General features: G+C 51.8%; 20 protein-coding genes. 11 read left to right on the forward strand and 9 right to left on the reverse strand.

Translation table 11 applies throughout. The features are described 5' to 3' along the window. From I9W95_RS14575 to I9W95_RS14605, 7 genes are all read left to right on the forward strand, one after another. A partial coding sequence (locus I9W95_RS14575) for an HNH/ENDO VII family nuclease (protein WP_225676166.1) occupies positions 1-1,150 on the forward strand: 1,150 nt, incomplete at its 5' end. 14 nt (positions 1,151-1,164) lie between these two features. Next, the gene (locus tag I9W95_RS14580; RefSeq protein WP_225676168.1) at positions 1,165-1,743 is read left to right on the forward strand and encodes a suppressor of fused domain protein; all 579 of its coding nucleotides are present in this window, start codon (positions 1,165-1,167) and stop codon (positions 1,741-1,743) included. A 103-nt stretch (positions 1,744-1,846) separates the two neighbouring features. Continuing rightward, on the forward strand, positions 1,847-2,011 hold the full coding sequence (locus I9W95_RS14585; RefSeq protein ID WP_225676170.1) for a DNA/RNA non-specific endonuclease: 165 nt from the start codon (positions 1,847-1,849) through the stop codon (positions 2,009-2,011). 1 nt (position 2,012) lies between these two features. After that, positions 2,013-2,351 (forward strand): immunity protein YezG family protein, encoded by a 339-nt coding sequence (locus tag I9W95_RS14590; protein ID WP_225676172.1) that lies wholly within the window; start codon positions 2,013-2,015, stop codon positions 2,349-2,351. Between the two features lie 217 nt (positions 2,352-2,568). Further along, entirely contained in the window at positions 2,569-4,011 is a 1,443-nt protein-coding gene (locus tag I9W95_RS14595; protein ID WP_225676174.1) for a hypothetical protein, read from the forward strand. Positions 4,012-4,019: 8 nt separating this feature from the next. After that, entirely contained in the window at positions 4,020-4,610 is a 591-nt protein-coding gene (locus tag I9W95_RS14600) for a pentapeptide repeat-containing protein (protein ID WP_225676175.1), read from the forward strand. A 505-nt stretch (positions 4,611-5,115) separates the two neighbouring features. Further along, positions 5,116-6,519 (forward strand): MBL fold metallo-hydrolase RNA specificity domain-containing protein, encoded by a 1,404-nt coding sequence (locus I9W95_RS14605; protein ID WP_225676177.1) that lies wholly within the window; start codon positions 5,116-5,118, stop codon positions 6,517-6,519. Positions 6,520-7,296: 777 nt separating this feature from the next. Here I9W95_RS14605 and I9W95_RS14610 read toward each other — a convergent pair. Beyond that, positions 7,297-8,304 carry a transposase gene (locus I9W95_RS14610; protein ID WP_225676179.1) on the reverse strand — a complete coding sequence of 336 codons (1,008 nt, stop codon included), beginning with the start codon at positions 8,302-8,304 and terminating at the stop codon, positions 7,297-7,299. Positions 8,305-8,416: 112 nt separating this feature from the next. On the opposite strand from I9W95_RS14610, the gene I9W95_RS18600 reads away from it, so the two are divergent. The 4 genes from I9W95_RS18600 to I9W95_RS14630 all read left to right on the forward strand — a co-directional run bounded on the left by I9W95_RS18600 (position 8,417) and on the right by I9W95_RS14630 (position 12,209). After that, positions 8,417-8,851, forward strand: a complete 435-nt coding sequence (locus tag I9W95_RS18600) for a polymorphic toxin type 46 domain-containing protein (protein ID WP_225676218.1) — start codon at positions 8,417-8,419, stop codon at positions 8,849-8,851. Positions 8,852-8,866: 15 nt separating this feature from the next. Beyond that, a complete protein-coding gene (locus I9W95_RS14620) occupies positions 8,867-9,286 on the forward strand; it encodes a hypothetical protein (protein ID WP_225676181.1) in 420 nt (139 codons plus the stop codon). Positions 9,287-9,797: 511 nt separating this feature from the next. Beyond that, positions 9,798-10,451 (forward strand): hypothetical protein, encoded by a 654-nt coding sequence (locus I9W95_RS14625; protein WP_225676183.1) that lies wholly within the window; start codon positions 9,798-9,800, stop codon positions 10,449-10,451. Between the two features lie 354 nt (positions 10,452-10,805). Beyond that, positions 10,806-12,209, forward strand: coding sequence for an MBL fold metallo-hydrolase RNA specificity domain-containing protein (locus I9W95_RS14630; protein WP_225676185.1), 1,404 nt, complete (start codon positions 10,806-10,808; stop codon positions 12,207-12,209). A 1,044-nt stretch (positions 12,210-13,253) separates the two neighbouring features. Here I9W95_RS14630 and I9W95_RS14635 read toward each other — a convergent pair. The 8 genes from I9W95_RS14635 to I9W95_RS14670 form a co-directional block, all read right to left on the reverse strand. Further along, positions 13,254-13,670, reverse strand: a complete 417-nt coding sequence (locus I9W95_RS14635; protein ID WP_225676187.1) for a DUF6691 family protein — start codon at positions 13,668-13,670, stop codon at positions 13,254-13,256. After that, positions 13,667-14,077 (reverse strand): YeeE/YedE family protein, encoded by a 411-nt coding sequence (locus I9W95_RS14640; protein WP_225676189.1) that lies wholly within the window; start codon positions 14,075-14,077, stop codon positions 13,667-13,669. The genes I9W95_RS14635 and I9W95_RS14640 overlap by 4 nt, the downstream gene beginning before the upstream one ends. A 1,021-nt stretch (positions 14,078-15,098) precedes the next feature. Then, positions 15,099-16,448 (reverse strand): 8-oxoguanine deaminase, encoded by a 1,350-nt coding sequence (locus I9W95_RS14645; RefSeq protein ID WP_225676191.1) that lies wholly within the window; start codon positions 16,446-16,448, stop codon positions 15,099-15,101. Positions 16,449-16,606: 158 nt separating this feature from the next. Next, the gene (locus tag I9W95_RS14650) at positions 16,607-17,239 is read right to left on the reverse strand and encodes a TetR/AcrR family transcriptional regulator (protein ID WP_225676193.1); all 633 of its coding nucleotides are present in this window, start codon (positions 17,237-17,239) and stop codon (positions 16,607-16,609) included. A gap of 1,133 nt (positions 17,240-18,372) precedes the next feature. Next, positions 18,373-19,089: a hypothetical protein gene (locus I9W95_RS14655; protein WP_225676195.1), complete on the reverse strand. Its 717-nt coding sequence runs from the start codon at positions 19,087-19,089 to the stop codon at positions 18,373-18,375. Between the two features lie 177 nt (positions 19,090-19,266). Beyond that, positions 19,267-20,193, reverse strand: a complete 927-nt coding sequence (locus I9W95_RS14660) for an ABC transporter permease (protein WP_225676197.1) — start codon at positions 20,191-20,193, stop codon at positions 19,267-19,269. A gap of 2 nt (positions 20,194-20,195) precedes the next feature. Beyond that, entirely contained in the window at positions 20,196-21,269 is a 1,074-nt protein-coding gene (locus tag I9W95_RS14665; protein ID WP_225676199.1) for an ABC transporter permease, read from the reverse strand. After that, positions 21,262-22,815: an ABC transporter ATP-binding protein gene (locus I9W95_RS14670; protein ID WP_225676201.1), complete on the reverse strand. Its 1,554-nt coding sequence runs from the start codon at positions 22,813-22,815 to the stop codon at positions 21,262-21,264. The genes I9W95_RS14665 and I9W95_RS14670 overlap by 8 nt, the downstream gene beginning before the upstream one ends. Positions 22,816-22,971 lie beyond the last annotated feature (156 nt).

Here is a 22,971-nt window from a genome sequence, read left to right on the forward strand (position 1 = left end):
GCGTATTCAGAGCGCCCTGTTCAATATTATTGCTGGCGAGCGCGCCGAAGCGGCGATGCACGAGCGTATGCTGTCGCAGGAATCCGCTGTTACCAAAGTAGCTATCTACACCGGTGCCTTTATGACCGGCATTGGCTCATCAGCCTGGGGGCTGGCACTGTGGGCTAAGGAAGTCAGCGATGTGGTTAACCCGGTGGTGCGTATCCATAACAACATCAAAGCCATTCGCGCCGCCTGGGATTCTGAGAACTTCGCGGAAGCCTATTCCAGCAATATTCTCAGTGCCGAGAAGCGTGAGCTGGTAGAGGCGCTGGGCTTCGACCCGACCGCCATTAACGCGCAGCAAATCGACGAAGCCATTGCCATGTCGGATCTGGTGATGAGCGATGAGTCCCTGCGCGAAATGCTCTACCGCTTTGTTAAAGATTACGCCGAAGCTCAGCACAGCATCGAGATCGCTGAAGTAGCAGGCTCTGGTGCGTTTGAAATTATCCTCACCATTATTCTCGCGGCTGTAACTGGCGGTGTGGGCGTGCTGGCTATGGTTGGCAGTAAAGCTGCTCTGGTTCGTAAGTTCAGCGCGGTGGGCGACCTGCTCAGTGAGTTTGCTCAGGCTTCGAAGAAAATCGCGCTGCGTAACAGCAAGCGCAGTGCGAAGCAGGAGAAGGCGAGCTTTAAGGATCTGGAGACGACGGAGACGACGGCTAAGAAAGGGTCAAGTGGGCCTAAAACCTCTGATGCAGTGGAAACCCCAAAACCAAGCATGTCCGGCCGAAGGCCAGCTGAGCCAGAAGCTCCTGTATTAAATGAAGATGGCTCCCTTACAGAGTATGGTCAATGGTATTACAAACGTCCTTCTGGATTCCGAAAAGGGGTGCGTAATGAAACATGGGAATCGGCGAAGGATAGTGAAGGTAATGTTTATGACAGGGTATCTAATGAGTTAATGGACGCTAATGAGCCTTGGGATATGGGCCATAAAGAAGCGTATGAATTCAGAAAGCATCAAATGAGTGCTGCAGAACGAGGCATCGGAAGATCACAGTTTCTTGACGAGCACAATACAGCGAGTCACTATACTCCTGAATTACCCTCATCCAACCGATCCCATGCAGGAGAGGCCATGGATGATACGTATTTTGGCTTTTAGCAAAGGGAAAAACAATGACTACTGCCTCAAACAGCAATAAGGCTTTAGCAAAATATATTACTCAAATTGTTGGTATTCGCCCTTCAGCTCGAAAGTATTGGGACGAGTCGGAGTCTACAGATATCGATTTGTTTACCTGCGTTGATCCATTAAATCATTCTTGTAATATATATGGAACAATAGGCCTTTCAGATACCCCTCTAAGAATTAACGGGAAAGAACAAAAGTTTAGATTAGAACTTCTGGCTGTTGGTCACTCCTCTTATTCTTTTGTTCCCAATTTACTGGCTACAAGTAGTTTTTACGTAATGAAGGATAATTGGGAATGTAATCCCGGAACTGTATTTGAAAGTTTAGTTACTATATATCACAAAGGAGACATGAAACACCTGATGTTTACGTATCCTTATTTGTGGGAAGACAAGCTTAACAATCTTGAGCTACCTGATAAAGAGGTAACTTGGCTTTTGATGATACCTATTTCTGACCAGGAACTGCAATACAAATCAGAATATGGATATAGTGCACTAGAAGACCGTCTTGAAGAAAATAATGTAGATATTTTTGACTTTGATAGAAAGTCAATAATTTAAACTAGAAAACTAATTATTAGACGCCCACATTAGTACTCTGAGTCAGGAACTAACGCTCCATCCACTATTTGTGTGAAATCCGTTTAAATTGGCATGGAAGTCGATGGAGAATAAGTGGACAAAAGCCCTTGAAGAAGGGAAAGAAGTCACTGTGGATATTCAACCCATATATGAAGCTGCTGGTAAAAGACCTAGTTCATTTGAAGTAATTTATGAAATTGATGGGAAAGAATACTTTGCTGATTTCCTAAATCAGGCAGGAGGATAACGTGAATATTGACGAAGTGTATATGGGATTAGCAACCAATATTATAGATAGTATTCATGATAGCTGGGAAAAAGCTGTTCTGGATATAGAAAAACCAGCATTAGATGTAGTTTCATTTAGTGGTAGCTACCTCAATGATAATGGAGAGAATTCATTTAAGTTTAAAAATTTTGACCGTAAAAAGTTAAAACAAGATGCAAACATGCTTTATGAAATTACAACGGAAAATAATTCCAATAAATGGAATCGGGCAAAATTTACTCTGAGACCTTCTGGTGACTTCAGTATCGACTTTCAGTGGGATCAGGCACTGGATGACGAAATTAAAGCAAACCAATAAAATTCGGTTGAAGTGCCACTGAATATTTCGGTGGCACGTTACACATTAACACCCCGTCTTATCCTTAATGCCATATGCGACCATGCCGAAGTCTAGAGGCAGGCTGGAAATCTACGTTATTTTAGTACTGACGAAGCCGTCTGGGCACTTGGCGAAAATGGCGTCCCCCAGTCTGTAGAAGCTAACGCTAACCAGACACCCATCTTAGTACTGCAGCATGGTCGCCGACCAGCTGCTGGGCTCCGTTGCCGACGCCATTGTTTATAAGGCGTACGATCACTTCTATTTCGACGTACTTTCCGCCTTGCCGGATGCGTCACCGCTGCCGCGCGAAGCCCTGAGCGAAGCCATCGCCAGTTCTCACCTGGTGTTAGAGCGGCTGGATAGTACGCTGGCCATTGGCGATGAAGAGCCTGACCCACGGCAGATGCTGCGCGTGCGTATTCAGAGTGCGCTGTTCAATATTATTGCTGGCGAGCGCGCCGAAGCTGCGATGCACGAACGCATGCTGTCGCAGGAATCCGCTGTTACCAAAGTGGCTATCTACACCGGTGCCTTTATGACCGGCATTGGCTCATCAGCCTGGGGGCTGGCTCTGTGGGCTAAAGAAGTCAGCGATGTGGTTAACCCGGTGGTGCGTATCCATAACAACATCAAAGCCATTCGCGCCGCCTGGGATTCAGAGAACTTCGCCGAAGCCTATTCCAGCAATATTCTCAGTGCCGAGAAGCGTGAGCTGGTAGAGGCGCTGGGCTTCGACCCGACCGCCATTAACGCGCAGCAAATCGACGAAGCCATTGCCATGTCGGATCTGGTGATGAGCGATGAATCCCTGCGCGAAATGCTCTATCGCTTTGTTAAAGATTACGCCGAGGCTCAGCACAGCATCGAGATCGCTGAAGTAGCAGGCTCGGGTGCGTTTGAGATTATCCTTACCATTATCCTGGCCGCTGTTACTGGTGGTGCGGGTGTGCTGGCCATGGTTGGCAGCAAAGCAGCACTAATTCGTAAGTTCAGCGCCGTGGGTGACCTGCTGGGCGAGTTTGCACAGGCTTCGAAGAAAATCGCTCTGCGTAACAGTAAGCGCGGTGCGAAGCAGGAAAAGGCGAGCTTTAAGGATCTGGAGACGAGCGAGGGGCGGTCTGAGAAGACGGATGCGCATGGGGCTGAGACGGGGGAGGTGAGTGCACCAAGTGACCAGAAGATAAGAGTAATTCGAAGACACAAATCGGGTAATCAGCAAGTTCAGAAAAATGGCCAGCATTGGAACGTACCAAAGCATAAAACTCCAAGTGACATTCCAGAGCCTGACGATGTTGGTGACTCATTACAGCGTTTAACCACAGAGTCCGCCGCAAAGTGGAATCCCAGAAGGAACCTGTCGGCACGGGAGAAGGAGGCTATTGCGAACGCAAAGGTCGATGGGGAGTATTGGAGAGCGAATCTGTTAGAAAGACAAGCTAAAGGCAGGTGGGTCGAAAGGCAAGTTCGAATCTCTGCCGAAAAAGAGGGGTTGCCTCTGGAGTGGAGCCGGACTGGAGTCGATGCTACTGATGTAAAATCTGGTGCTAAATATGATATTCTATCGGGTACAGATTCTAATATAGATCTGCATGCTAAAAGAATGCCTGATGAGTTGTTTAGAATGATTAAGTTTTGAGGCCATGTATGAAAATAAGAGACCAGTCGTTAAATTTCGAAATATTAGAATTAGATGGTGGTACTTCTGTGTTAGGGCCTGGATTAATTTTAAATGACTGTACGGTAGATTCCAGGGTGTCATCGGAACATGTGATTATAGCTGGACTTACTATGACTGGCGGTAATTTTAATCAGCATGTCGAATTGCGAGATTTTCATTTTGAGAACGCGCATTTGGAATATGTTACTTTCACGGGCGAATTCGTCGGTTGCGATTTTGGGGATTGGGATGATATTTCAATCTCCTCCATAAAAAACTGTAATTTTGAAAATTGTAAGCTGGATGGGGTGAGGTTTCTTAACTCTGATATGGATACAATAACTCTTCCTGGATGGCCGCATTTTCACATAAGGTTTCCTGAAAAATGTAAACCAAACATTGGTTTCAAAAACTTACCACGAAAACTTGGAATTACGCTGGAAGTATATTTTGATGAGGAGCCTGAGTGTTCTGCCATTGTGGGGAATGCACAAAGATTGGCCGAGGATAATGGAATCTCTCTTGGCGAAATTCGAGAGATGCTTTCCTGTATTGATGGTGTTGATGTTGGATGTTGATTTCTTATTTATCTGAAATTGGTTTATAAATATCATGGATGATTTCCAAGGTTCGAAGATTTAAGGAGCAGGGCTATTGATTTCTGGCAGCGCTGTGCCGTTCGGATAGCAGCTTAAAGCAGGCGCAGAACTTCGACCCGACCGCCATCACGGCCCAGCAGATCGACGAAGCCATTGCTACGTCTGATCTTGTTCTCAGCAATGAATTCCTGTGTAGAGATTCTCTGCTGCTTCGTTAAAGATTATGCCGAAGCCCGGTACACTATTGAGATCACCGAAGTGGCAGGCTCTGGGGTGTTTGAGATTATCCTTGCTATTATTCTGGTCGCCGTTACTGGTGGTGGGCAGTACCACCCTGAAAAATTAGTGTCATTCGTAGGGTGCGCACTGCGCACCATTAAGGCTTGCTATCCCTGAGTGCTCGTCATTTCGCACGCACTGATATCCCCCATTGTTTTTCAGATCTGTTACTCTGGCGTTTCTGAATTTCTGAAGGAATACACGGATGTATTCAATTATTCACCACGGTGCCGTGACCGGTGTTACCGGTTCGTGCCACCAGTTCAAACTTAATTCCGGCGAATCGCTGCTGGTTGATTGCGGTATGTTTCAGGGCGCTGACGCTGAGGCCCGTAGCAATGAATCCGGTGATGTTGATCTGACGGTGGACTTCGATTTGTCCGGCGTTAAAGCTCTGCTGGTTACCCATTGCCATATCGATCATGTCGGGCGTATTCCGTATTTGCTGATGGCGGGTTTTAAAGGCCCGATCTATGCCACGCAGGCGACGGCGCAGTTGTTGCCGCTGGTGCTGGAGGATGCGCTTAAAGTGGGTGTTACCCGCGATCGTAAGCTGATTGATACCTTTCTGCGTTTGTTAAAACGTCAGTTGGTGGCTGTACCTTATAAACAGTGGTTCACTGTTGAGGGGATGGTGGGCGTGCAGGCACGTTTTCAGGTGGCGGGGCATATCCTCGGTTCTGCTTATGTTGAACTGGATGTTAAGCAAAACGCTGAGCGTAAGCGGGTGGTGTTTTCCGGTGATCTGGGTGCGCCGTATTCACCATTGCTGCCAGCACCGAAATCTCCCTGGCGTTGTGATGAGCTGATTATTGAAAGTACCTATGGTGATCGTTTGCATGAAGGGCGCAGGCAGCGTCGGTTGGCATTAAGGCGCGCAATTGAACGTAGCCTGCAGGATGGCGGCGCTGTGCTGATTCCGGCATTTTCGATTGGGCGTACGCAGGAGCTGCTGTATGAGCTGGAGGATATTATTCATCGCTCGGCCAGCCGTTCGCAGGCTAAGGCCGTTTTGTGGCAGTCGTTGGATATTATTGTCGATTCGCCGCTGGCGTCGCAGTTTACCGCTCATTACCGTTCGCTGAAGTCGTTATGGGATGCGGAAGCGCGCCAGCGTGTGAGTCGTGGTCGTCATCCGTTGTCGTTCGAGCAGCTGACCACAGTGGATAGTCATCGGGAGCACGAGAGGATGGTGCGTTATCTGCGCGATAGCGGTAAACCGGCGATTGTGATTGCCGCCAGTGGTATGTGCGCCGGTGGCCGTATTCAGAATTACCTTGAGGCGTTATTGCCGGATGCGCGCACCGATGTGGTGTTTGTGGGCTATCAGGCGGTGGGAACGCCGGGGCGGGATATTCAGAAATACGGCCCGCGTGGTGGTTACGTGCAGTTGGGTGGGCAGCGGGTGGAGATTCGGGCCCAGGTGCATACGTTGGGTGGGTATAGCGCCCATGCCGACCAGAAGGATTTATTGAATTTCGTTAAGCGTATGCGCGGCAAGCCGCAGAAGATCCGCATTGTGCATGGTGATGATGAGGCGAAGCAGGCGTTGGCGGCGGAGTATCGGCGGTTGTTGCCGGGGGTTGAGGTGGTGATTCCGGTGGGGTGATGGTTTTGTAGGAGGGGTTGTTAGCCGCGATGGTGAATGTCGCAGAGAGTGTCGCAGGCATGGCCAGCTCCTACGGCGGGTGTAAATGTAGGAGCGGCTGTTAGCCGCGATGGTGAATGTCGCAGAGAGTGTCGCAAAGAGTGTCGCAGGCATGGCCAGCTCCTACGGCGGGTGTAAATGTAGGAGCGGCTGTTAGCCGCGATGGCGCGCGCAGCACGCCCTTATGCAGCATACGCCATACCGAATCGCAGCCAACGGCAGCTCCTACAGCTGCATCGCAGAGAGCGTCTCACCGGCCAACGGCAGCTTCTACAACTGCATCGCAGAGAGCGTGGGTTTATGTAGGAGCGGGCCATGCCCGCGATGGCGCGCGCTGAGCCTGTCGCCCTTCGAGATTTCCGGACTACGTCCGGCCTCAGGGCGAACGGTGCGCACAGCCAGAGTTTATCGGAGATAGCAGAGGATATTCCGTAGGGTGGGCACTGCCCACCAATGAATCGCAGAAAGCGTCTCACCGGCCAGCGGCAGCTCCTGCATCAATAGCATCCTGGAATTGTAGGAGCGGCTGTTAGCCGCGATTTGGGCGGGGTAGCTACTTAGACAGTCATAGTTAGAGAGAGCAGCTGGTTTCCCTGGCGTAAAAATTACCGATAGAAAATTGGGTGTGGAAAGCTGGACTGCAGGAAAATTTTTGTGTCGTTTTAGACAGAAATCACGAATTGGAAGCGAGTAAACGTCCCAGAGTTCTCTGATGATCTTACGTTGTGAGGAGTTACTTCAGGAAAGGCGCAATTTACAGGCGGCAATGCCAGCAGCCCGCCTTCGCTCCCGCTGATCATCCCAGAATTGGCTGAGTTTTGATTTTACTTCGTGCGCGGCACCTACAATACCTTTGAACTCCGATTCGAAGTTTTGGGTGATGTATAGCCAGTGTTCAGCATCAATACCCAAGCGATCCATGATTGCCGGTTCAGCCTCAGAGATTGATCCTCGTTTATTTTCCCTGATCTGTCGTCCTGTCCAGTCTACGAGCTCCAGGTAGTCTGTCAGACGCATCTGTATACCTTCAGGCATGTCTTGGCGAGGGTTCCCAGCAAAGGGAAGTAATCCATATGCTTGCTGCTTGGGGTGATTTGGTGAATAGGTTTCTTTCGCTTTCTGAGCGCGTTTTTTAACAGAAGTGTGCTCTGATTCTTCCGGAGTTTTAGCCATCGCAGCACGTACGGGATTCAGATCGACATAGGCCATGCAGGCCGCTAGCGCCTTTTCATCCAGCAAAGCTTGGGACTTAAAGCGGCCTTCCCAGAAATGGCCGGTGCATTGATCTTCTTCGTTGGCGAGCCTAGCTACCGTTTCGTTCAAGCGTCGCATGAACCAGCTGATACTCATCAGGCGTTCTCGCCATTCATCAATACGTTCATCCAGTATGGCTTGCTGTGATGCCGACAGGTCTTCGCCTCGCTCGAATTTCTTTGACAGTAACGTTCCTTGATATAGCTGGTGCCAGCGTTGAACGACCTCCAGGCTGGTTAGGCTTCTGGCGCGCTGTTGGCTGACATGGAGAATCACATGGAAGTGGTTCGACATCACTGCATAAGCGGCGATATCAATACAGAAAATTTGTGACTGATCCAGGATGAGTTTCTCAATCCAGCCACGGCGATGCTCGAAAGAGCGGCCTTCAGGGTCGGTTCCGCATAGAAATGCGCGACGGACGCAACGGGAAACACAGTGGTAGTAGGGCGTAGCTTCCAGAGAGACCAGCTGCTTCCTTGGCTTTGGCATACATCCTCCTGATGTATATTTCGTATTTCTACTGTATAGAAATTGATCTTTAACGAGAATCAGGCATTCTTCTTACAATGACTGTCCTAGTTCTTACACAAACCCTGAAGACATAAGGGCTGCATCTAAGAATTGGCCAAAGCAGAAGAAAGCTAGATTCGATTTAGCAGATTCCTACTACAGAGAGGCAGGTAAGGCGAATTACGATAACCATTTAAGAGGGATAGATTTCGATAAGCCAGTTGAAATCGTATCAATCCCAAAAGGCACTACCCTATATCAATACTCATATCCTGACAGGTTGACAGGTATGCCAAAGACAGGTGACTATTTTTATGAAAACAAGGATGTTAACCCAAACCAATTGGGCTTCGAGGTTAATGGGCGAAAAATGACAAGTGTCACTACGACTAGTCAACAGGACTACCTTAAAAGTTCTGCTGCTAACATTGAAGACTGGAACGGAAGTGGCAAGGTTTTTCCAGGAGGAGAGTCTCAAGTTTACAACCCTAACCGAAGCACTACGCCTGCTAGCTTTATCGAGTAATATATGAACATAGAAATGATTAGAAAACTTATCGAAAAATTTAGAAAGTTAGAGTTTTTCTCGATAGACGAATTTGGGAAAAATCCTGAAATTATAGCATCTGGGATCAAAAAGTATGAATCTATAAATAATAATTTTAGACAAATTACTGTTTTTGAAAGAGATGGAAGGGTGGTAGAAGTGGGATTTCTTATTTCTCCAATAAAAGACTTGGTCGATTATTTTACCCATGAATTTGGTGAGCCGAATGTTTTTTATAACTTCCGTGATGAGTTTACAAGATTAGAGTTTCATCCTGATTTCAATTGGATCGATAAATTGTCATGTGATGTTGATGGTCATTGGGAAAAAAATAATACTAGAATAACGAACCTTGAAAGCGGAGAAGTTATAGATGATGTGTTATTGAATGGATTTTTTATTCAATTAAAGTGAGCTGCAAAAAATAACATGCAATAACGTTGATATGCTCTTAATCACTGAGAGCGCGGGAAAGTACTTTTCCACGCAAGTATTCATAATACTGGTCAGAAGCCCATATTAGTGCTTTCTGCTGTGGGATTGATCGGCTATTGATTTATAACGAATCATAAAGTGGGTGTCTGGCTAGTTCTTGATTTTGTTAGTGTGATTTCTCAGTGTTTGTGAGGATTGCAAAGATTTCATTAAGATGTGGGTGTCAATGGTTTCATGTAGGAAGCTGTGGCTCGGCGTCCAAAGCTATACTTCCCAAGTTATCCGTTACAAATTATTTAGCGTAGACATAATCGCGATGCATGTTTTCGGGACGATTCGGATCGCAAAGCTTATCTGCACTTTATGCGTTAAGCTACTGCACAATACAAAGTGTCGATATAGTACCGGGTTTGTAGGGAAAATAATGCCAGGCAGAGGTGTTCAGATAGCCCCAGCCTCATCTATGCTATCAGCAATCTAGAGAGGATGTATGGTAAACACCGAAGAGCAGCGCTTGGATTTGATAAAGTACTGCGATTACTTTATTGATCTATTGGGTAGTTTCCCCCAGGTCGACCACACGCCGGAAGGGCGAATGAAGGCGCAAGTTATTTGGCTTAAAGAACGGGCTGAGAACAACGATCTCACTCTGCCTGTTGATAAGAATTTGCTGTCTACAATTCGTTATATATATACGGATGGTGTTCTTATGTTCCATGCTTCCTCTCCTGATAAAGCATACAGGGAAATTGAAGTGCCTATGCAGCGTATTATTGCGATAGCCAAGAACGGAAAGCTTATTTATAAGCCGGAATACGCTACCTTCGCTGTACGTTATGCTGAGGCTCTGATATCCGTGTTGAAAGGCGCCAGTCGTTCGTTGAGTGATGAAGAAACAGGCCTGATAGATGAGCTCGCTGACATTAAAGCAGGGCTAAGCAATGGATTGCTAGTTCCTCCTCTTGGAAACCCTAAAGGTCTCTATCCGAACTACCTGGCAGTAGATACTTACAATCCAACGATAAGTGACCTCCCAAAGGGTAAGGAATACATTAAAACCATCTCATCAATAGTTTTTAGTGGTACTCGGCCAGATGCTTGGGTTGATCTTGAGACCGCGGATCATGATACGAAGAATTTGTAGCGCTCGGCTGACCGGATTGTACTAAGCGTTGCAACAGCAGGCTTGGCGGTGAGCTATATGCGGAAATACCCCTTGCATCTTCTGCTTCAGAATTGAATGCTAAGCTTTATTGTCATGCGGTACTCTCGCCGAGCCAGTATCTGACGACAAAAGTGGTGGGCAGTGCCCACCCTACAAGATCAGTGTTATTGGTAGCGCTGTTCATTACAAGGCTGGCATTCTTCGTAGGGTGTGCACTGCGCACCGTTCAGGCTTCCTATTCCTGAATGCTCGTTATTTCGCACGCACTGATATCCCCCATTGTTTTTCAGATCTGTTAATCTTGCGTTTCTGAATTTCTGCAGGAATACACGGATGTATTCAATTATTCATCACGGTGCGGTGTCGGGTGTTACCGGCTCGTGTCACCAGTTCAAACTTTATTCCGGCGAATCGCTGTTGGTTGATTGCGGGATGTTTCAGGGCGCTGAGGCTGAGGCGCGTATCAATGAATCCGGTGATGTTGATCTGACGGTGGACTTCGATTTGTCCGGCGTTAAAGCTTTGTTGGTTACGCATTGTCATATCGATCATGTCGGGCGCATTCCTTATTTGCTGATGGCGGGTTTTAAAGGCCCGATCTATGCCACGCAGGCAACGGCGCAGTTGTTGCCACTGGTACTGGAGGATGCGCTTAAAGTGGGTGTTACCCGCGATCGTAAGCTGATTGATACCTTTCTGCGTTTGTTAAAGCGTCAGTTGGTGGCTGTGCCTTATAAGCAGTGGTTCGCTGTTGAGGGCATGGTGGGCGTGCAGGCACGTTTTCAGGTGGCTGGGCATATCCTGGGCTCTGCTTATGTTGAGCTGGATGTTAAGCAAAACGCTGAGCGTAAGCGGGTGGTATTTTCCGGTGATCTGGGTGCGCCGTATTCACCATTGCTGCCAGCACCGAAGTCTCCCTGGCGTTGTGATGAGCTGATTATTGAAAGTACCTATGGTGATCGTTTGCATGAAGGTCGCAGGCAGCGTCGGCTGGCATTGCGGCGGGCAATTGAACGCAGCCTGCAGGATGGCGGCGCTGTGCTGATTCCGGCGTTTTCGATTGGGCGTACGCAGGAGCTGCTGTATGAGCTGGAGGATATTATTCATCGCTCGGCCAGCCGTTCGCAGGCTAAGGCCGCATTGTGGCAGTCGCTGGATATTATTGTCGATTCGCCGCTGGCGTCGCAGTTTACCGCCCATTACCGCTCGCTGAAGTCATTGTGGGATGCGGAAGCGCGCCAGCGTGTGAATCGCGGCCGCCATCCGTTGTCGTTCGAGCAGCTGACCACGGTGGATAGTCATCGGGAACACGAGAAGATGGTGCGTTATCTGCGCGATAGCGGTAAGCCGGCGATCGTGATTGCCGCCAGTGGTATGTGCGCCGGTGGCCGTATTCAGAATTACCTTGAGGCGTTATTGCCGGATGCGCGCACCGATGTGGTGTTTGTGGGCTATCAGGCGGTGGGAACGCCGGGGCGGGATATTCAGAAATACGGCCCGCGTGGCGGTTATGTGCAGTTGGGTGGGCAGCGGGTGGAGATTCGGGCTCAGGTGCATACGCTGGGTGGGTACAGTGCCCATGCCGACCAGAAGGATTTATTGAATTTCGTCAGGCGGATGCGCGGCAAACCGCAGAAGATCCGCATTGTGCATGGTGATGATGAGGCGAAGCAGGCGTTGGCGGCGGAGTATCGGCGGTTGTTGCCGGGGGTTGAGGTGGTGATTCCGGTGGGGTGATGGTTTTGTAGGAGGGGTTGTTAGCCGCGATGGTGAATGTCGCAGAGAGTGTCGCAGGCATGGCCAGCTCCTACGGCGGGTGTAAATGTAGGAGCGGCTGTTAGCCGCGATGGTGAATGTCGCAGAGAGTGTCGCAGGCATGGCCAGCTCCTACGGGGGGGTATATGTAGGAGCGGCTGTTAGCCGCGATGGTGAATGTCGCAGAGAGTGTCGCAGGCATGGCCAGCTCCTACGGCGGGTGTAAATGTAGGAGCGGCTGTTAGCCGCGATGGCGCGCGCAGCACGCCCTTATGCAGCATACGCCATACCGAATCGCAGCCAACGGCAGCTCCTACAGCTGCATCGCAGAGAGCGTCTCACCGGCCAACGGCAGCTTCTACAACTGCATCGCAGAGAGCGTGGGTTTATGTAGGAGCGGGCCATGCCCGCGATGGCGCGCGCTGAGCCTGTCGCCCTTCGAGATTTCCGGACTACGTCCGGCCTCAGGGCGAACGGTGCGCACAGCCAGAGTTTATCGGAGATAGCAGAGGATATTCCGTAGGGTGGGCACTGCCCACCAATGAATCGCAGAAAGCGTCTCACCGGCCAGCGGCAGCTCCTGCATCAATAGCATCCTGGAATTGTAGGAGCGGCTGTTAGCCGCGAATGTGAATGGCATGCGCAGCGGCACAGCGTCTGCTACGCAGACGTTCGCAGCCAACGGCAGCTCCTACAAGCTGCGTTCATGTAGGAGCGGCTGTTAGCCGCGATGGCGGGCGCAGCACGCCTTTATACGTTATAGCGTCTGCTATGCAAGCGTTCGCAGATCTCGCTCATCCTGAGCCTGTCGAAGAACGCCCTTCGAGATTTCCAGACTGCGTCCGGCCTCAGGACGAACGGCTGATTCCGCAATAACTGCGTAGGGTGGGCACTGCCCACCAATGAATTGCAGAGAGCTTCCCACCGGCAGGCGTTGCCTGCATCGCAGCCAGCGGCAGCTCCTACAGCTGCGTTCATGTAGGAGCGGCTGTTAGCCGCGATAAGGACATGCCTGCGACAAGAATCTTACTTCGCTGGTCCCACCAGATGATGCGCCAGTCGGTTGCCCATCAGCAGCGCCGCAATAAACAGCAGCACTCCCGGATCAAACGTCAGCAGGTTCACCAGCGCCGGCCCCGGACACAGACCGACCAACCCCCAGCCAATGCCAAACAGCACGGCACCGCCAAGCAAACGTTTGTCGATTTTTTTCAGCGTAGGTTCGTGGAAAGCATCCGCGCATACCGGTGCTTTGCGTTTTTTACTGAACCAGAAGGCAATGGCAAAAAGGGTTACCGCCGAGCCCATAACGGCAATCAGTTCCGGCTGCCAGTTGCCGAAAATATCGAGAAAGCCACGAACTTTCTGTGGGTTGTTCATACCCGAAACCAGCAAGCCCAGGCCAAAAACAAGGCCGCTGAGCAGTGCAATCAGCTGACTCATGCAGCACCTCCCAACGCATTCATCACCGCGACGGTAACAACACCGGCGACAATAAAGGTAACGGTCGCAACGGTAGAGCGCACCGACAGGCGCCCCATGCCACATACGCCATGGCCACTGGTGCAACCGTTGCCGATATAGGTACCAAAGCCCACCAACAGACCTGCAACAACCAGCAGCAGTTGGTTGTCGGTCATGGTGACCGGAGCTTCGCCACCCAGACCGAAGTAAACAGGCGACGCCAGTACCAGACCGGCCAGAAACCAGATGGCCCAATGGCGGGTTTTGTCACGCCACATAAATAAGCTGGAAACGACGCCCGTCATACCGCTGATGCGGCCGATGCCAATCCACAGCAGTGATGCGGCAAAACCGATCAGCGCACCACCGAGTAATTCGTATGTCATTGTGTATATCCGACAGCGTGCCTGAGCACGTTTAACAGGGAGCCGGATTTTAGCCTAAGCCGGGGGACTGAGTCTTGGCTGGAAAGCCATCTGTTTATTGTAGTTAGCTATATAACTATATGATTTTGTTTTATGAGTGCGAAATGGTCGTGCCGTTCCGGGAGATACGATCCTTCGACGGGCTCAGGATGGGCGGAGTGATTTATTGATGTAGGAGCTGTCGTCCCGGTGCGACGCTCGCTTCGAACGTCTGCGCAGCAGACGCTATGCCGTAAAAACCATTAATCTTGCGGAATTAGCCGTTCGTCCTGAGGCCGGACGCAGTCCGGAAATCTCGAAGGGCGTCCTTCGACGGGCTCAGGATGAGTGGTGTGGTTAATGTCTGGGCGGAGTAAATACCGTTCGTCCTGAGGCCGGACGTAGTCCGGGAATCTCGAAGGGCGATCTTTCTCACCGCATAAAGGCGGGCATGGCCCGCTCCTACATTTACACCGCTGTAGGAGCTGCCGTCCCGGTGCAACGCTCGCTTCGAGAAGTTCAGGATACGCGGGATATGCGATCCGCTCTCTCTAAATCATTTGGTGGGCAGTGCCCACCCTACGCTGCTGTCGCGGAAATCACCGTTCGTCCTGAGGCCGGACGTAGTCCGGGAATCTCGAAGGGCGACAGGCTGTGGATGAATGGCGTTGTGTAGGAGCTGCCGCTGGCCGGTGAGACGCTCTCTGCGATGCGCTCTCGTAGCCGACGCTATGCCGTATAAGGGCGTGCTGTGCGCGCCATCGCGGGCATGGCCCGCTCCTACAAATAACGTTACGCCGTGCTTCGCGCGGCATTCACATTCGCGGCTAACAGCCGCTCCTACACATGACGACATGCCGTATAAGGGCGTGCTGCGCTCGCCATCGCGGGCATGGCCCGCTCCTACATTTACACCGCTGTAGGAGCTGCCGTTGGCTGCGACAAGCTCATGATGAGCAGGTGCGATTTATTGATACAGGAGCTGGCCATGCCAGCGACCCATCTACGCCTGAAACAATGCCTGTGCAGCTTGCTGGTGCTTAACCATCAGCTCGCGGATATCGCCACCCAGCCACTGTTTGTTCTGAACTTTCCAGTGCCCATTAATCATTACGGCGTCGGCCTGGCTGGCACCGCACAGCACCAGCGCGCCAAGTGGGTCGTGGCTGCCGCTGAAGCGTGGCTCGTCCAGTTTGAACAGGGCTAGGTCGGCTTTTTTGCCGATGGCGAGTTCGCCGATATCGTCGCGACGTAATACCTGCGCAGAGCCTTTGGTGGCAAGGTGCAGCGCATCTTCATGGGTGAATTCATCGGCTTCGTAGCGCAGGCGCTGAATCAGCAGCGCTTGTCGCACTTCCTGCATCAGGTTGCTGTGGTCATTGGAGGCGCTGCCATCCACACCCAGTCCAACCGGACTGCCAGCTTCGCGCAGCTCTTTTACGCGGCAGATGCCAGATGCCAGCACCATGTTGGACGATGGGCAGTGGCACACGCCGGTACCGGCTTTGCCGAGGCGCGTGATTTCTTCGTCGTTAAAGTGAATACCATGAGCCAGCCATGTGCGGTTGTTGAGCCAGCCGACGCTGTCGAGGTAATCGAGCGGGCGCTGACCAAACATGCGCAGGCAGAAGTTGTTTTCGTCTTCGGTCTCGGCCAGGTGGGTGTGCAGGCCGACGTTGTAGCGCGCGGCGAGCTCGGCGCTGGCTTGCATAATATCCTGGGTGACGGAGAACGGTGAGCATGGTGCCAGGGCCACTTCCAGCAAGCCGTCTTTATCCTGCTGGTGCCAGGTTTTAATCAGGCGCTCACTGTCATCAAGAATAAACTGTTCGGTTTGCACTACGCTTTTTGGCGGCAGGCCGCCATCTTCCACGCTCAGGCTCATGGAGCCGCGGGTCAGGGTGGCGCGCATGCCCAAGCGCAGAGCCACTTCAGCCTGGCTGTCGATGGCGTTTTCCAGCCCGGCCGGGAACAGATAGTGATGATCGGCTACTGTAGTGCAACCGGACAGTAGCAGCTCGACCATTGCCAGTTCGGTGGCCAGTGCATGCTGTTCGGGTTTCAGGCCGGCCCAGATCGGATACAGCGTCTGCAGCCAGGGAAACAGGCGCTTGTTCATGGCTGGCGGGCAGGCACGGGTGAGTGTCTGATAGAAGTGCTGGTGAGTATTCACTAAGCCTGGCAGTAACACGTGCTCTGACGCGTCAAAGATTTCATCGATTTCTGAAGTGGGTGTTCCGTTAGCGGGGACCAGTTCGACGATGCGGTCGTCACGGATAACGATGCCGTTGCCTGCATCCAGGTTGTTGGCGGTAAAAACAGCGCGGGGGAATTTCAGCCACAGGGTTGTCATAGGATTCTCCAGCTTGCCTTAAGCGGGGTGGAGGTGACAACAAGGTCTGACCAACACCCGGTTGACCTGCACGCAATTCGGGCGGGTCGGCAGTGACGAGTGTTAATCTGCTGACGGGAATGATAGCAATCTGAGGCTTGCTGGCAAGCCTCATTGCTTCAGGCGCGGTTTAGTCCGCAGCCATTCAGGACCATGTCGACCAGGAAGTCGCTGATGCGCTGAATGTCTTCTTCTTCGTGCTTACGCTTGTTGGTGACTTCCAGTACCTGGGTATCAAAGTCGGCGTAATGCTGAGTGGAGGCCCAGATCATGAATATCAGGTAGGTCGGTTCAACCGCACGCATTTTACCCTGGTCGATCCAGCTCTGGATGACGCCGGCTTTTTCTTTCACCCACTGGCGCATGTCGACGCTGATATAGTCTTTCAGATACGGCGCGCCCTGAATGATTTCCATGGCGAAAATCTTGGAGGCATTCGGATGGCTGTAGGCCAGCTCAACCTTGGTGCGGATAAAGCGTTCAAGCACGTCGGCAGGATCGCTGTCTGGCGACATGTCAGACAGCACCTCGTTCCACACGGTGAGGATGTTCTCCAGCAGTGCGCGGTACAGGTTGCCCTTGTTCTTGAAGTAATAGTGAATATTGGCCTTCGGTACGCCGGCACGGTCGGCAATAGCCTGCATGCTGGTGCCCTTAAAGCCATGCAGAACAAATTCCTGCTCTGCGGCGGACAGAATGTTTTCGCTGTTGCGTTCGCGAATCCGGCCGGTTTTGTATTTTTGCGTGGTCATCAGTGTTCCAGCGTTTCAGTTAACCCATCCCCCGGGCTAAGCCGTCTGGTGGATCATAACATACTCTGACGTGTTGGCTTATGGGGATGCCGCACAAGGGTATGCTGCGTCCGCCATCGCGGCTAACAGCCGCTCCTGCATTTACATCGCTGTAGGAGCTGGCCATGCCTGCGACACGCTCTCTGCGACATGTTTTTGTAGGAGCTGCCGTCCTTCGACAAGCTCAGGATGAACGGGATCTGCGAACGTCTGCTTAGCAGACGCTATGCCGTATAAGGGCGCGCTGCGCCCGCCATCGCGGCTAACAGCCGCTCCTACAAATCACGCGACGCCGTATAAAGGCGCGCTGCGCCCGCCATCGCGGCTAACAACCGCTCCTACAAATAACGCGACGCCGTATAAGGGCGCGCTGCGCCCGCCATCGCGGCTAACAGCCGCTCCTACAAATCACGCGACGCCGTATAAGGGCGTGCTGCGCCCGCCATCGCGGCTAACAACCGCTCCTACATTTACATCGCTGTAGGAGCTGCCACTTGCCGGTGAGACGCTCTCAGCGAAGCTTTGGTGGGCAGTGCCCACCCTACGTAATATCCGGACGACGCCATCGCGGCTAACAGCCGCTCCTACAAATAACGCGACTCCGCATAAAGGCGTGCTGCGCCCGCCATCGCGGGCATGGCCCGCTCCTACATAAGCACCGCTGTAGGAGCTGGCCATGCCTGCGACACGCTCTTTGCGAAGCTTTGGTGGGCAGTGCCCACCCTACGTAATATCCGGACGACGCCATCGCGGCTAACAGCCGCTCCTACAAATCACGCTATGCCGTATAAGGGCGTGCTGCGCCCGCCATCGCGGGCATGGCCCGCTCCTACATAAACACCGCTGTAGGAGCTGCCACTTGCCGGTGAGACGCTCTCTGCGAAGCTTTGGTGGGTAGTGCCCACCCTACGTAATATCCGGACGACGCCATCGCGGCTAACAGCCGCTCCTACAAATAACGCGACTCCGCATAAAGGCGTGCTGCACCCGCCATCGCGACTAGCAGCCGCTCCTGCAAGGCTGCGCTATGTTGTCACGGGCATGGCCAGTCGACACAAAAAAAAGGAGCCGAAGCTCCTTTTTCATCACCGCAATTACAGGTGAACTTTCAGCAGGGCGCTGATGGCATTCTGGTCAACACCATCGATGCCGTATTTGTTGCCCCAGTAGCTGTACTCGATACCCACTTTCACCTTGGCGAAAGTTTTGCCGATCATTGGCGCCAGATCGTAAGTGATCTGTGGGTTAAAGTGCAGGTTCGCTTCGCTGTCGTCGGTTTCGGTTGAGTAATCGATGTAACCGTCGATGTTGAAGCTACCGGCAGACCAGCCGTAGGTCAGGGTCAGCTGGTAGTCATCTTCGATGTCGTCGTTCTGTGCGTAGTAAACAGTCGCGCTTGCGAAGTTCATGCCCGGGATTGCCAGGTCAGCACCAACACCGTACAGGTAGTTGTCGAAACCGCCGGAGCTGGATTCAACAGTGAACGCCAGGTTCACATTTTTAACTACGCCACCTTCCATGCTCGCCAGAGTGAACTTAGGAGAGAATTCGCTGTAGGTCGATGTGTAGCCATCATCACCAACGTGACGGTCCATAAAGTAGAACAGGCCGCCCCAGCTGTGGCCGGAAACGTGTTCCAGGGTGTAAGTGGTCAGGCTGTTGCCGTCGTCGAACTTAGGACCATCGACTTTATAGTCAGAACCGTACAGTACAGAAACGCTGTTGTCTGCCCAGAACTGTTCTGCCTGAGCGGTGGTTGCTGCTACGGTTGCTGCCGTCATAACGGCTACTGCCAGTAATTGCTTTTTCATGGGTTCTCTCCAAAGTGATGCAATTTCAATTTTAAGTGTTGTTTAATTAATGCACTCAAATTAGCAATTAATTCCATTTAAATCATTATTTAAATAATGATTTTTTCCTTATTTTTCTCTTTGTCATAATTGCCTTTTATTGCGCTTTTTTTTGGCAATAAAAGGCAGCTATTTATTTTAAATCATTGGTCGATATGGTTGGCCAATGGATTTTGGTGCGCTCATTTTTGTCTTAACAGCATCGGACGAAAGCCATACAAGAACAATGATGGTCGCCACGTAAGGTAGCATGGCCATAATATTTGGCGGTACCTCAAAACGGGTCCCTTGTAATACCAGGTGCATAATGCTGGCGAAGCCAAAAAGGTAAGCGCCAAGCAGAATACGTTCAGCTTTCCAGCTGGCAAAAACCACCAGTGCCAATGCAATCCAGCCACGGCCTGCAGACATTCCATCGCTCCACATCGGGGTGTACACCAATGACAGATACGCACCGGCCAGGCCGGTCATGGCACCACCAAACAGTACTGCCATAAAACGTACCTGATGCACATTAATGCCGATGGCGTTAGCGGCTTCCGGATTTTCACCAACCGCGCGGATTTTCAGACCAACGCGGGTAGCTTTAAATACCCAGTAGATTACGGCAAACAGTACCAGTGTCAGATATACCAGCGGATCGTGCTGAAACAGCACCTTGCCGATAACCGGTAGGTCGCTGAGGAATGGAATGTGAATTGTGGAAATACCTTCCAGGCCGATACCAACATAATTGGCACCAAGGAAAGCACTCAGACCCGCGCCGAAAATGGTCAGCGCCAGACCCGTTGCCACCTGATTGGCAGCCAGAGTTATGGATAAATAGCCGAACAGCAATGACATCAGCATGCCGGCGAAAATAGCGCAGAAAACAGCAAAGAAATAATTGTCGGTAACGGCAGCAACAATGAAGCCTGTCACAGCACCGACCAATAGCATGCCTTCCTGACCCAGATTCAGCACGCCGGATTTTTCACACACCATTTCACCCAGAGCAATCAGGATTAATGGCGTGCCGGTTTTCAGCGTGGCGTACATAATGTTAATGATTAATTCGAGTTCCATAATCAGGCCTGCGCGACAGCGGATTTTTTAATAACAATGCGATAGCTGATCAGCAGGTCAGCTGCCAGCAGGAAAAACAGCAACATGCCCTGGAACAGACCGGTCAGAGACTTTGGCAGGCTCATTTCGATCTGAATCATTTCGCCACCCATAAAGGTCAGCGCCAGCAGCATGCTGGCCAGCAGAATACCGACCGGCTGCATACGTCCGAGGAACACAACAATAATGGCGGCATAGCCATAGCCAGGTGAGAGTTGCGGGACCAGCTGACCAATCGGACCGGTAACTTCAGCCACGCCAGCAAAACCTGCCAGCGCACCACAGGTCAGTAGTGCAAACCAGGTCAGCGCTTTGCCGTTAAAGCCGGCGTATTGTGCGGCTTTGGCATCTTCACCCATAACCTGAATCTGATAACCAATCCAGCTGCGTGCCATCAGCGTCCAGATCACCACCATAAAGAACAGGGCGAACAGGATGGATACATTCAGGCGATAGTCTTCGCTGAACAGAGGCAGGATGGCAGCATCGGCAAACATCGCCGATTCCGGAAAGTTAAAGCCAGCCGGGTCTTTTAACGGACCATGCACAGCCCATAGCAGCGCATTGAGGGCGATGTAATTCAGCATGATGGTGGTCAGAATTTCGTTGGCGTTAAAGCGGGTTTTTAACCACGCAGCCAGTCCGCCCCAGAGCATGCCGCTGATGGTGCCGGCCAGCAGAATCGGTACCAATACCCAGCGGCTTTCGGCACCCAGGAACTGCAGTGCCATCCAGCTGCCGCCGAGAGCACCCATGAGGAACTGACCTTCAGCACCAATGTTCCAGATTTTAGCGCGATAGCAAAGGGTTAAGCCCATGGCACACAGCAGCAGCGGACCGACTTTTACGCCCAGCTCGGTCCAGCCATAGGTGTCCTGCAGCGGCGCGAGGAAAAAGGTATACAGTGCTTCCAGTGGATCGTGTCCGAGGAAGGCAAACAGCATAGCGCCACAAATCAGGGTGGCGATCAGTGCAATCAGGGGGGACAGATAGCCCATTACGCGGGAATCTGACTGACGTTTTTCCAGCTTAAGCATGGCTTACCTCCGTACCGGATCGGGCAGACTGGTCGAACTGGCCTGCCATCCACTGGCCCAGAGTTTCAATACTGACGTCATTGGTTGGTTTGAACGGGCTCAGTTTACCATCGCAGATGGCGCCGATGCGGTCGCAGATCTGGTAGAGCTCGTCGATGTCTTCGGATACAACAACAATGGCGGCACCCTGATCGCGCAGATTAATCAGTGCATGACGAATCAGAATGGCAGCGCCGATGTCGACGCCCCAGGTTGGGTGGGAACACACCAGCAACTTAGGATTCTGTTCAATTTCACGGCCGATAATAAACTTCTGCAGGTTACCGCCGGACAGGCTCTTCGCCTGTGCGTATTCGTCGGCACATTTAACGTTGTACTTATCAATCACTTTCAGAGCGAAGTCGCGTACCTTGCCGTAGTTGATCCAGCCTTTTTGCTTCATGTCGCAGTGGCTGGCACTGAGCAGGGCGTTATCGACCAGTGACATATTGGGTACCGCGCCACGGCCCAGACGTTCTTCCGGTACAAAGGCAAAGCCCTGACGGCGACGGCTGTCGGGGTCGAGTTGGGTAATGTCGTTGCCCAGCAGAGTAATGCTGCCGCTTTCACTATGTTCTTCGCCGGACATCAGGGCGCACAGTTCATCCTGGCCATTGCCGGCAACGCCAGCAATGCCAAGGATTTCGCCGGCTTTGATATCGAGGTTGAGGCTGTTGAGGTGCACACCAAACGGGTCTTCCGGGTGGAAGGTCAGATTGCTGATGCTCATGGCGGTGTCGCCGCCTTCAGCCTTCTGATAGTTCTGCGACAGCGGGGTGTCGTCCCCCACCATCATGCGCGCGATGTCTTCGCTGGTAACATCTTGCGGGTTGCAGCGGCCGGTAACGCGGCCGTTACGCAGCACGGTAGCGGCATTACACAGTTCGGTAACTTCATCCAGCTTGTGTGAGATAAACAGAATCGAACAGCCTTCGGCGGCGAGGGTTTTGAGTGTGCGGAACAGCTCACTGACTTCCTGTGGTGTGAGCACAGACGTTGGCTCGTCGAGAATCAGCAGTTTAATGTCCTGCAGCAGGCAGCGAACGATCTCTACGCGCTGCTGAGCACCGACCGACAGGGTATGAACGTAACGGTCAGGTTCCAGCGCCATGCCATAGTGGGTAGAAATTTCACGAATCCGGTTGCTGAGGGCTTCCATATCCTGGCTGTCTTCCGGTGGCAGGCTCAGGGCGATGTTCTCGGCGACGGTCAGGGTTTCAAACAGCGAAAAGTGCTGGAACACCATGCCAATACCCAGCTGGCGGGCGTGCGCTGGCCCCTGCATCTGGACGGATTCCCCTTGCCAGCGAATGCTGCCGCTGTCGGGCTTGATGACACCGTAAATAATCTTCATCAGGGTGCTTTTGCCGGCTCCGTTCTCGCCCAGCAGGGCGTGGGTTTCGCCGGGCTGCACCACCAGTTCGATATCGTCATTGGCCAGACAGCCTGGATACTCCTTGGTGATGCCCTTCAGATGAAGGCGCTCAGTTGGTTGTTGTAACGACACTCAGATTCCTCTAGATCATAAAAGCTGACCACTTGGTCGAATCATTAGCAATAAGCTTGCCATATGCAGATTCTGCACAGAACCATCCTTTTTCGTGTATGCTTGACCAGTTGGTCAGGAATTTGCAGTGGGTTGACTTACCAGGTTAACCAACCG

Origin of the sequence: Thalassolituus marinus (assembly GCF_020320395.1) — a bacterium.
Classification (GTDB): domain Bacteria; phylum Pseudomonadota; class Gammaproteobacteria; order Pseudomonadales; family Oceanobacteraceae; genus Venatoribacter; species Venatoribacter marinus.

Coding starts and splice junctions, on each gene's coding strand:
- I9W95_RS14610 (WP_225676179.1), bottom strand. CDS start 8,304: ATGCCAAAGCCAAGGAAGCAGCTGGTCTCTCTGGAAGCTACGCCCTAC.
- I9W95_RS14605 (WP_225676177.1), top strand. CDS start 5,116: ATGTATTCAATTATTCACCACGGTGCCGTGACCGGTGTTACCGGTTCG.
- I9W95_RS14640 (WP_225676189.1), bottom strand. CDS start 14,077: ATGACATACGAATTACTCGGTGGTGCGCTGATCGGTTTTGCCGCATCA.
- I9W95_RS14635 (WP_225676187.1), bottom strand. CDS start 13,670: ATGAGTCAGCTGATTGCACTGCTCAGCGGCCTTGTTTTTGGCCTGGGC.
- I9W95_RS14585 (WP_225676170.1), top strand. CDS start 1,847: ATGGAGAATAAGTGGACAAAAGCCCTTGAAGAAGGGAAAGAAGTCACT.
- I9W95_RS14655 (WP_225676195.1), bottom strand. CDS start 19,089: ATGAAAAAGCAATTACTGGCAGTAGCCGTTATGACGGCAGCAACCGTA.
- I9W95_RS14625 (WP_225676183.1), top strand. CDS start 9,798: ATGGTAAACACCGAAGAGCAGCGCTTGGATTTGATAAAGTACTGCGAT.
- I9W95_RS14645 (WP_225676191.1), bottom strand. CDS start 16,448: ATGACAACCCTGTGGCTGAAATTCCCCCGCGCTGTTTTTACCGCCAAC.
- I9W95_RS14595 (WP_225676174.1), top strand. CDS start 2,569: ATGGTCGCCGACCAGCTGCTGGGCTCCGTTGCCGACGCCATTGTTTAT.
- I9W95_RS14660 (WP_225676197.1), bottom strand. CDS start 20,193: ATGGAACTCGAATTAATCATTAACATTATGTACGCCACGCTGAAAACC.
- I9W95_RS14600 (WP_225676175.1), top strand. CDS start 4,020: ATGAAAATAAGAGACCAGTCGTTAAATTTCGAAATATTAGAATTAGAT.
- I9W95_RS14580 (WP_225676168.1), top strand. CDS start 1,165: ATGACTACTGCCTCAAACAGCAATAAGGCTTTAGCAAAATATATTACT.
- I9W95_RS14620 (WP_225676181.1), top strand. CDS start 8,867: ATGATTAGAAAACTTATCGAAAAATTTAGAAAGTTAGAGTTTTTCTCG.
- I9W95_RS14665 (WP_225676199.1), bottom strand. CDS start 21,269: ATGCTTAAGCTGGAAAAACGTCAGTCAGATTCCCGCGTAATGGGCTAT.
- I9W95_RS14650 (WP_225676193.1), bottom strand. CDS start 17,239: ATGACCACGCAAAAATACAAAACCGGCCGGATTCGCGAACGCAACAGC.
- I9W95_RS14630 (WP_225676185.1), top strand. CDS start 10,806: ATGTATTCAATTATTCATCACGGTGCGGTGTCGGGTGTTACCGGCTCG.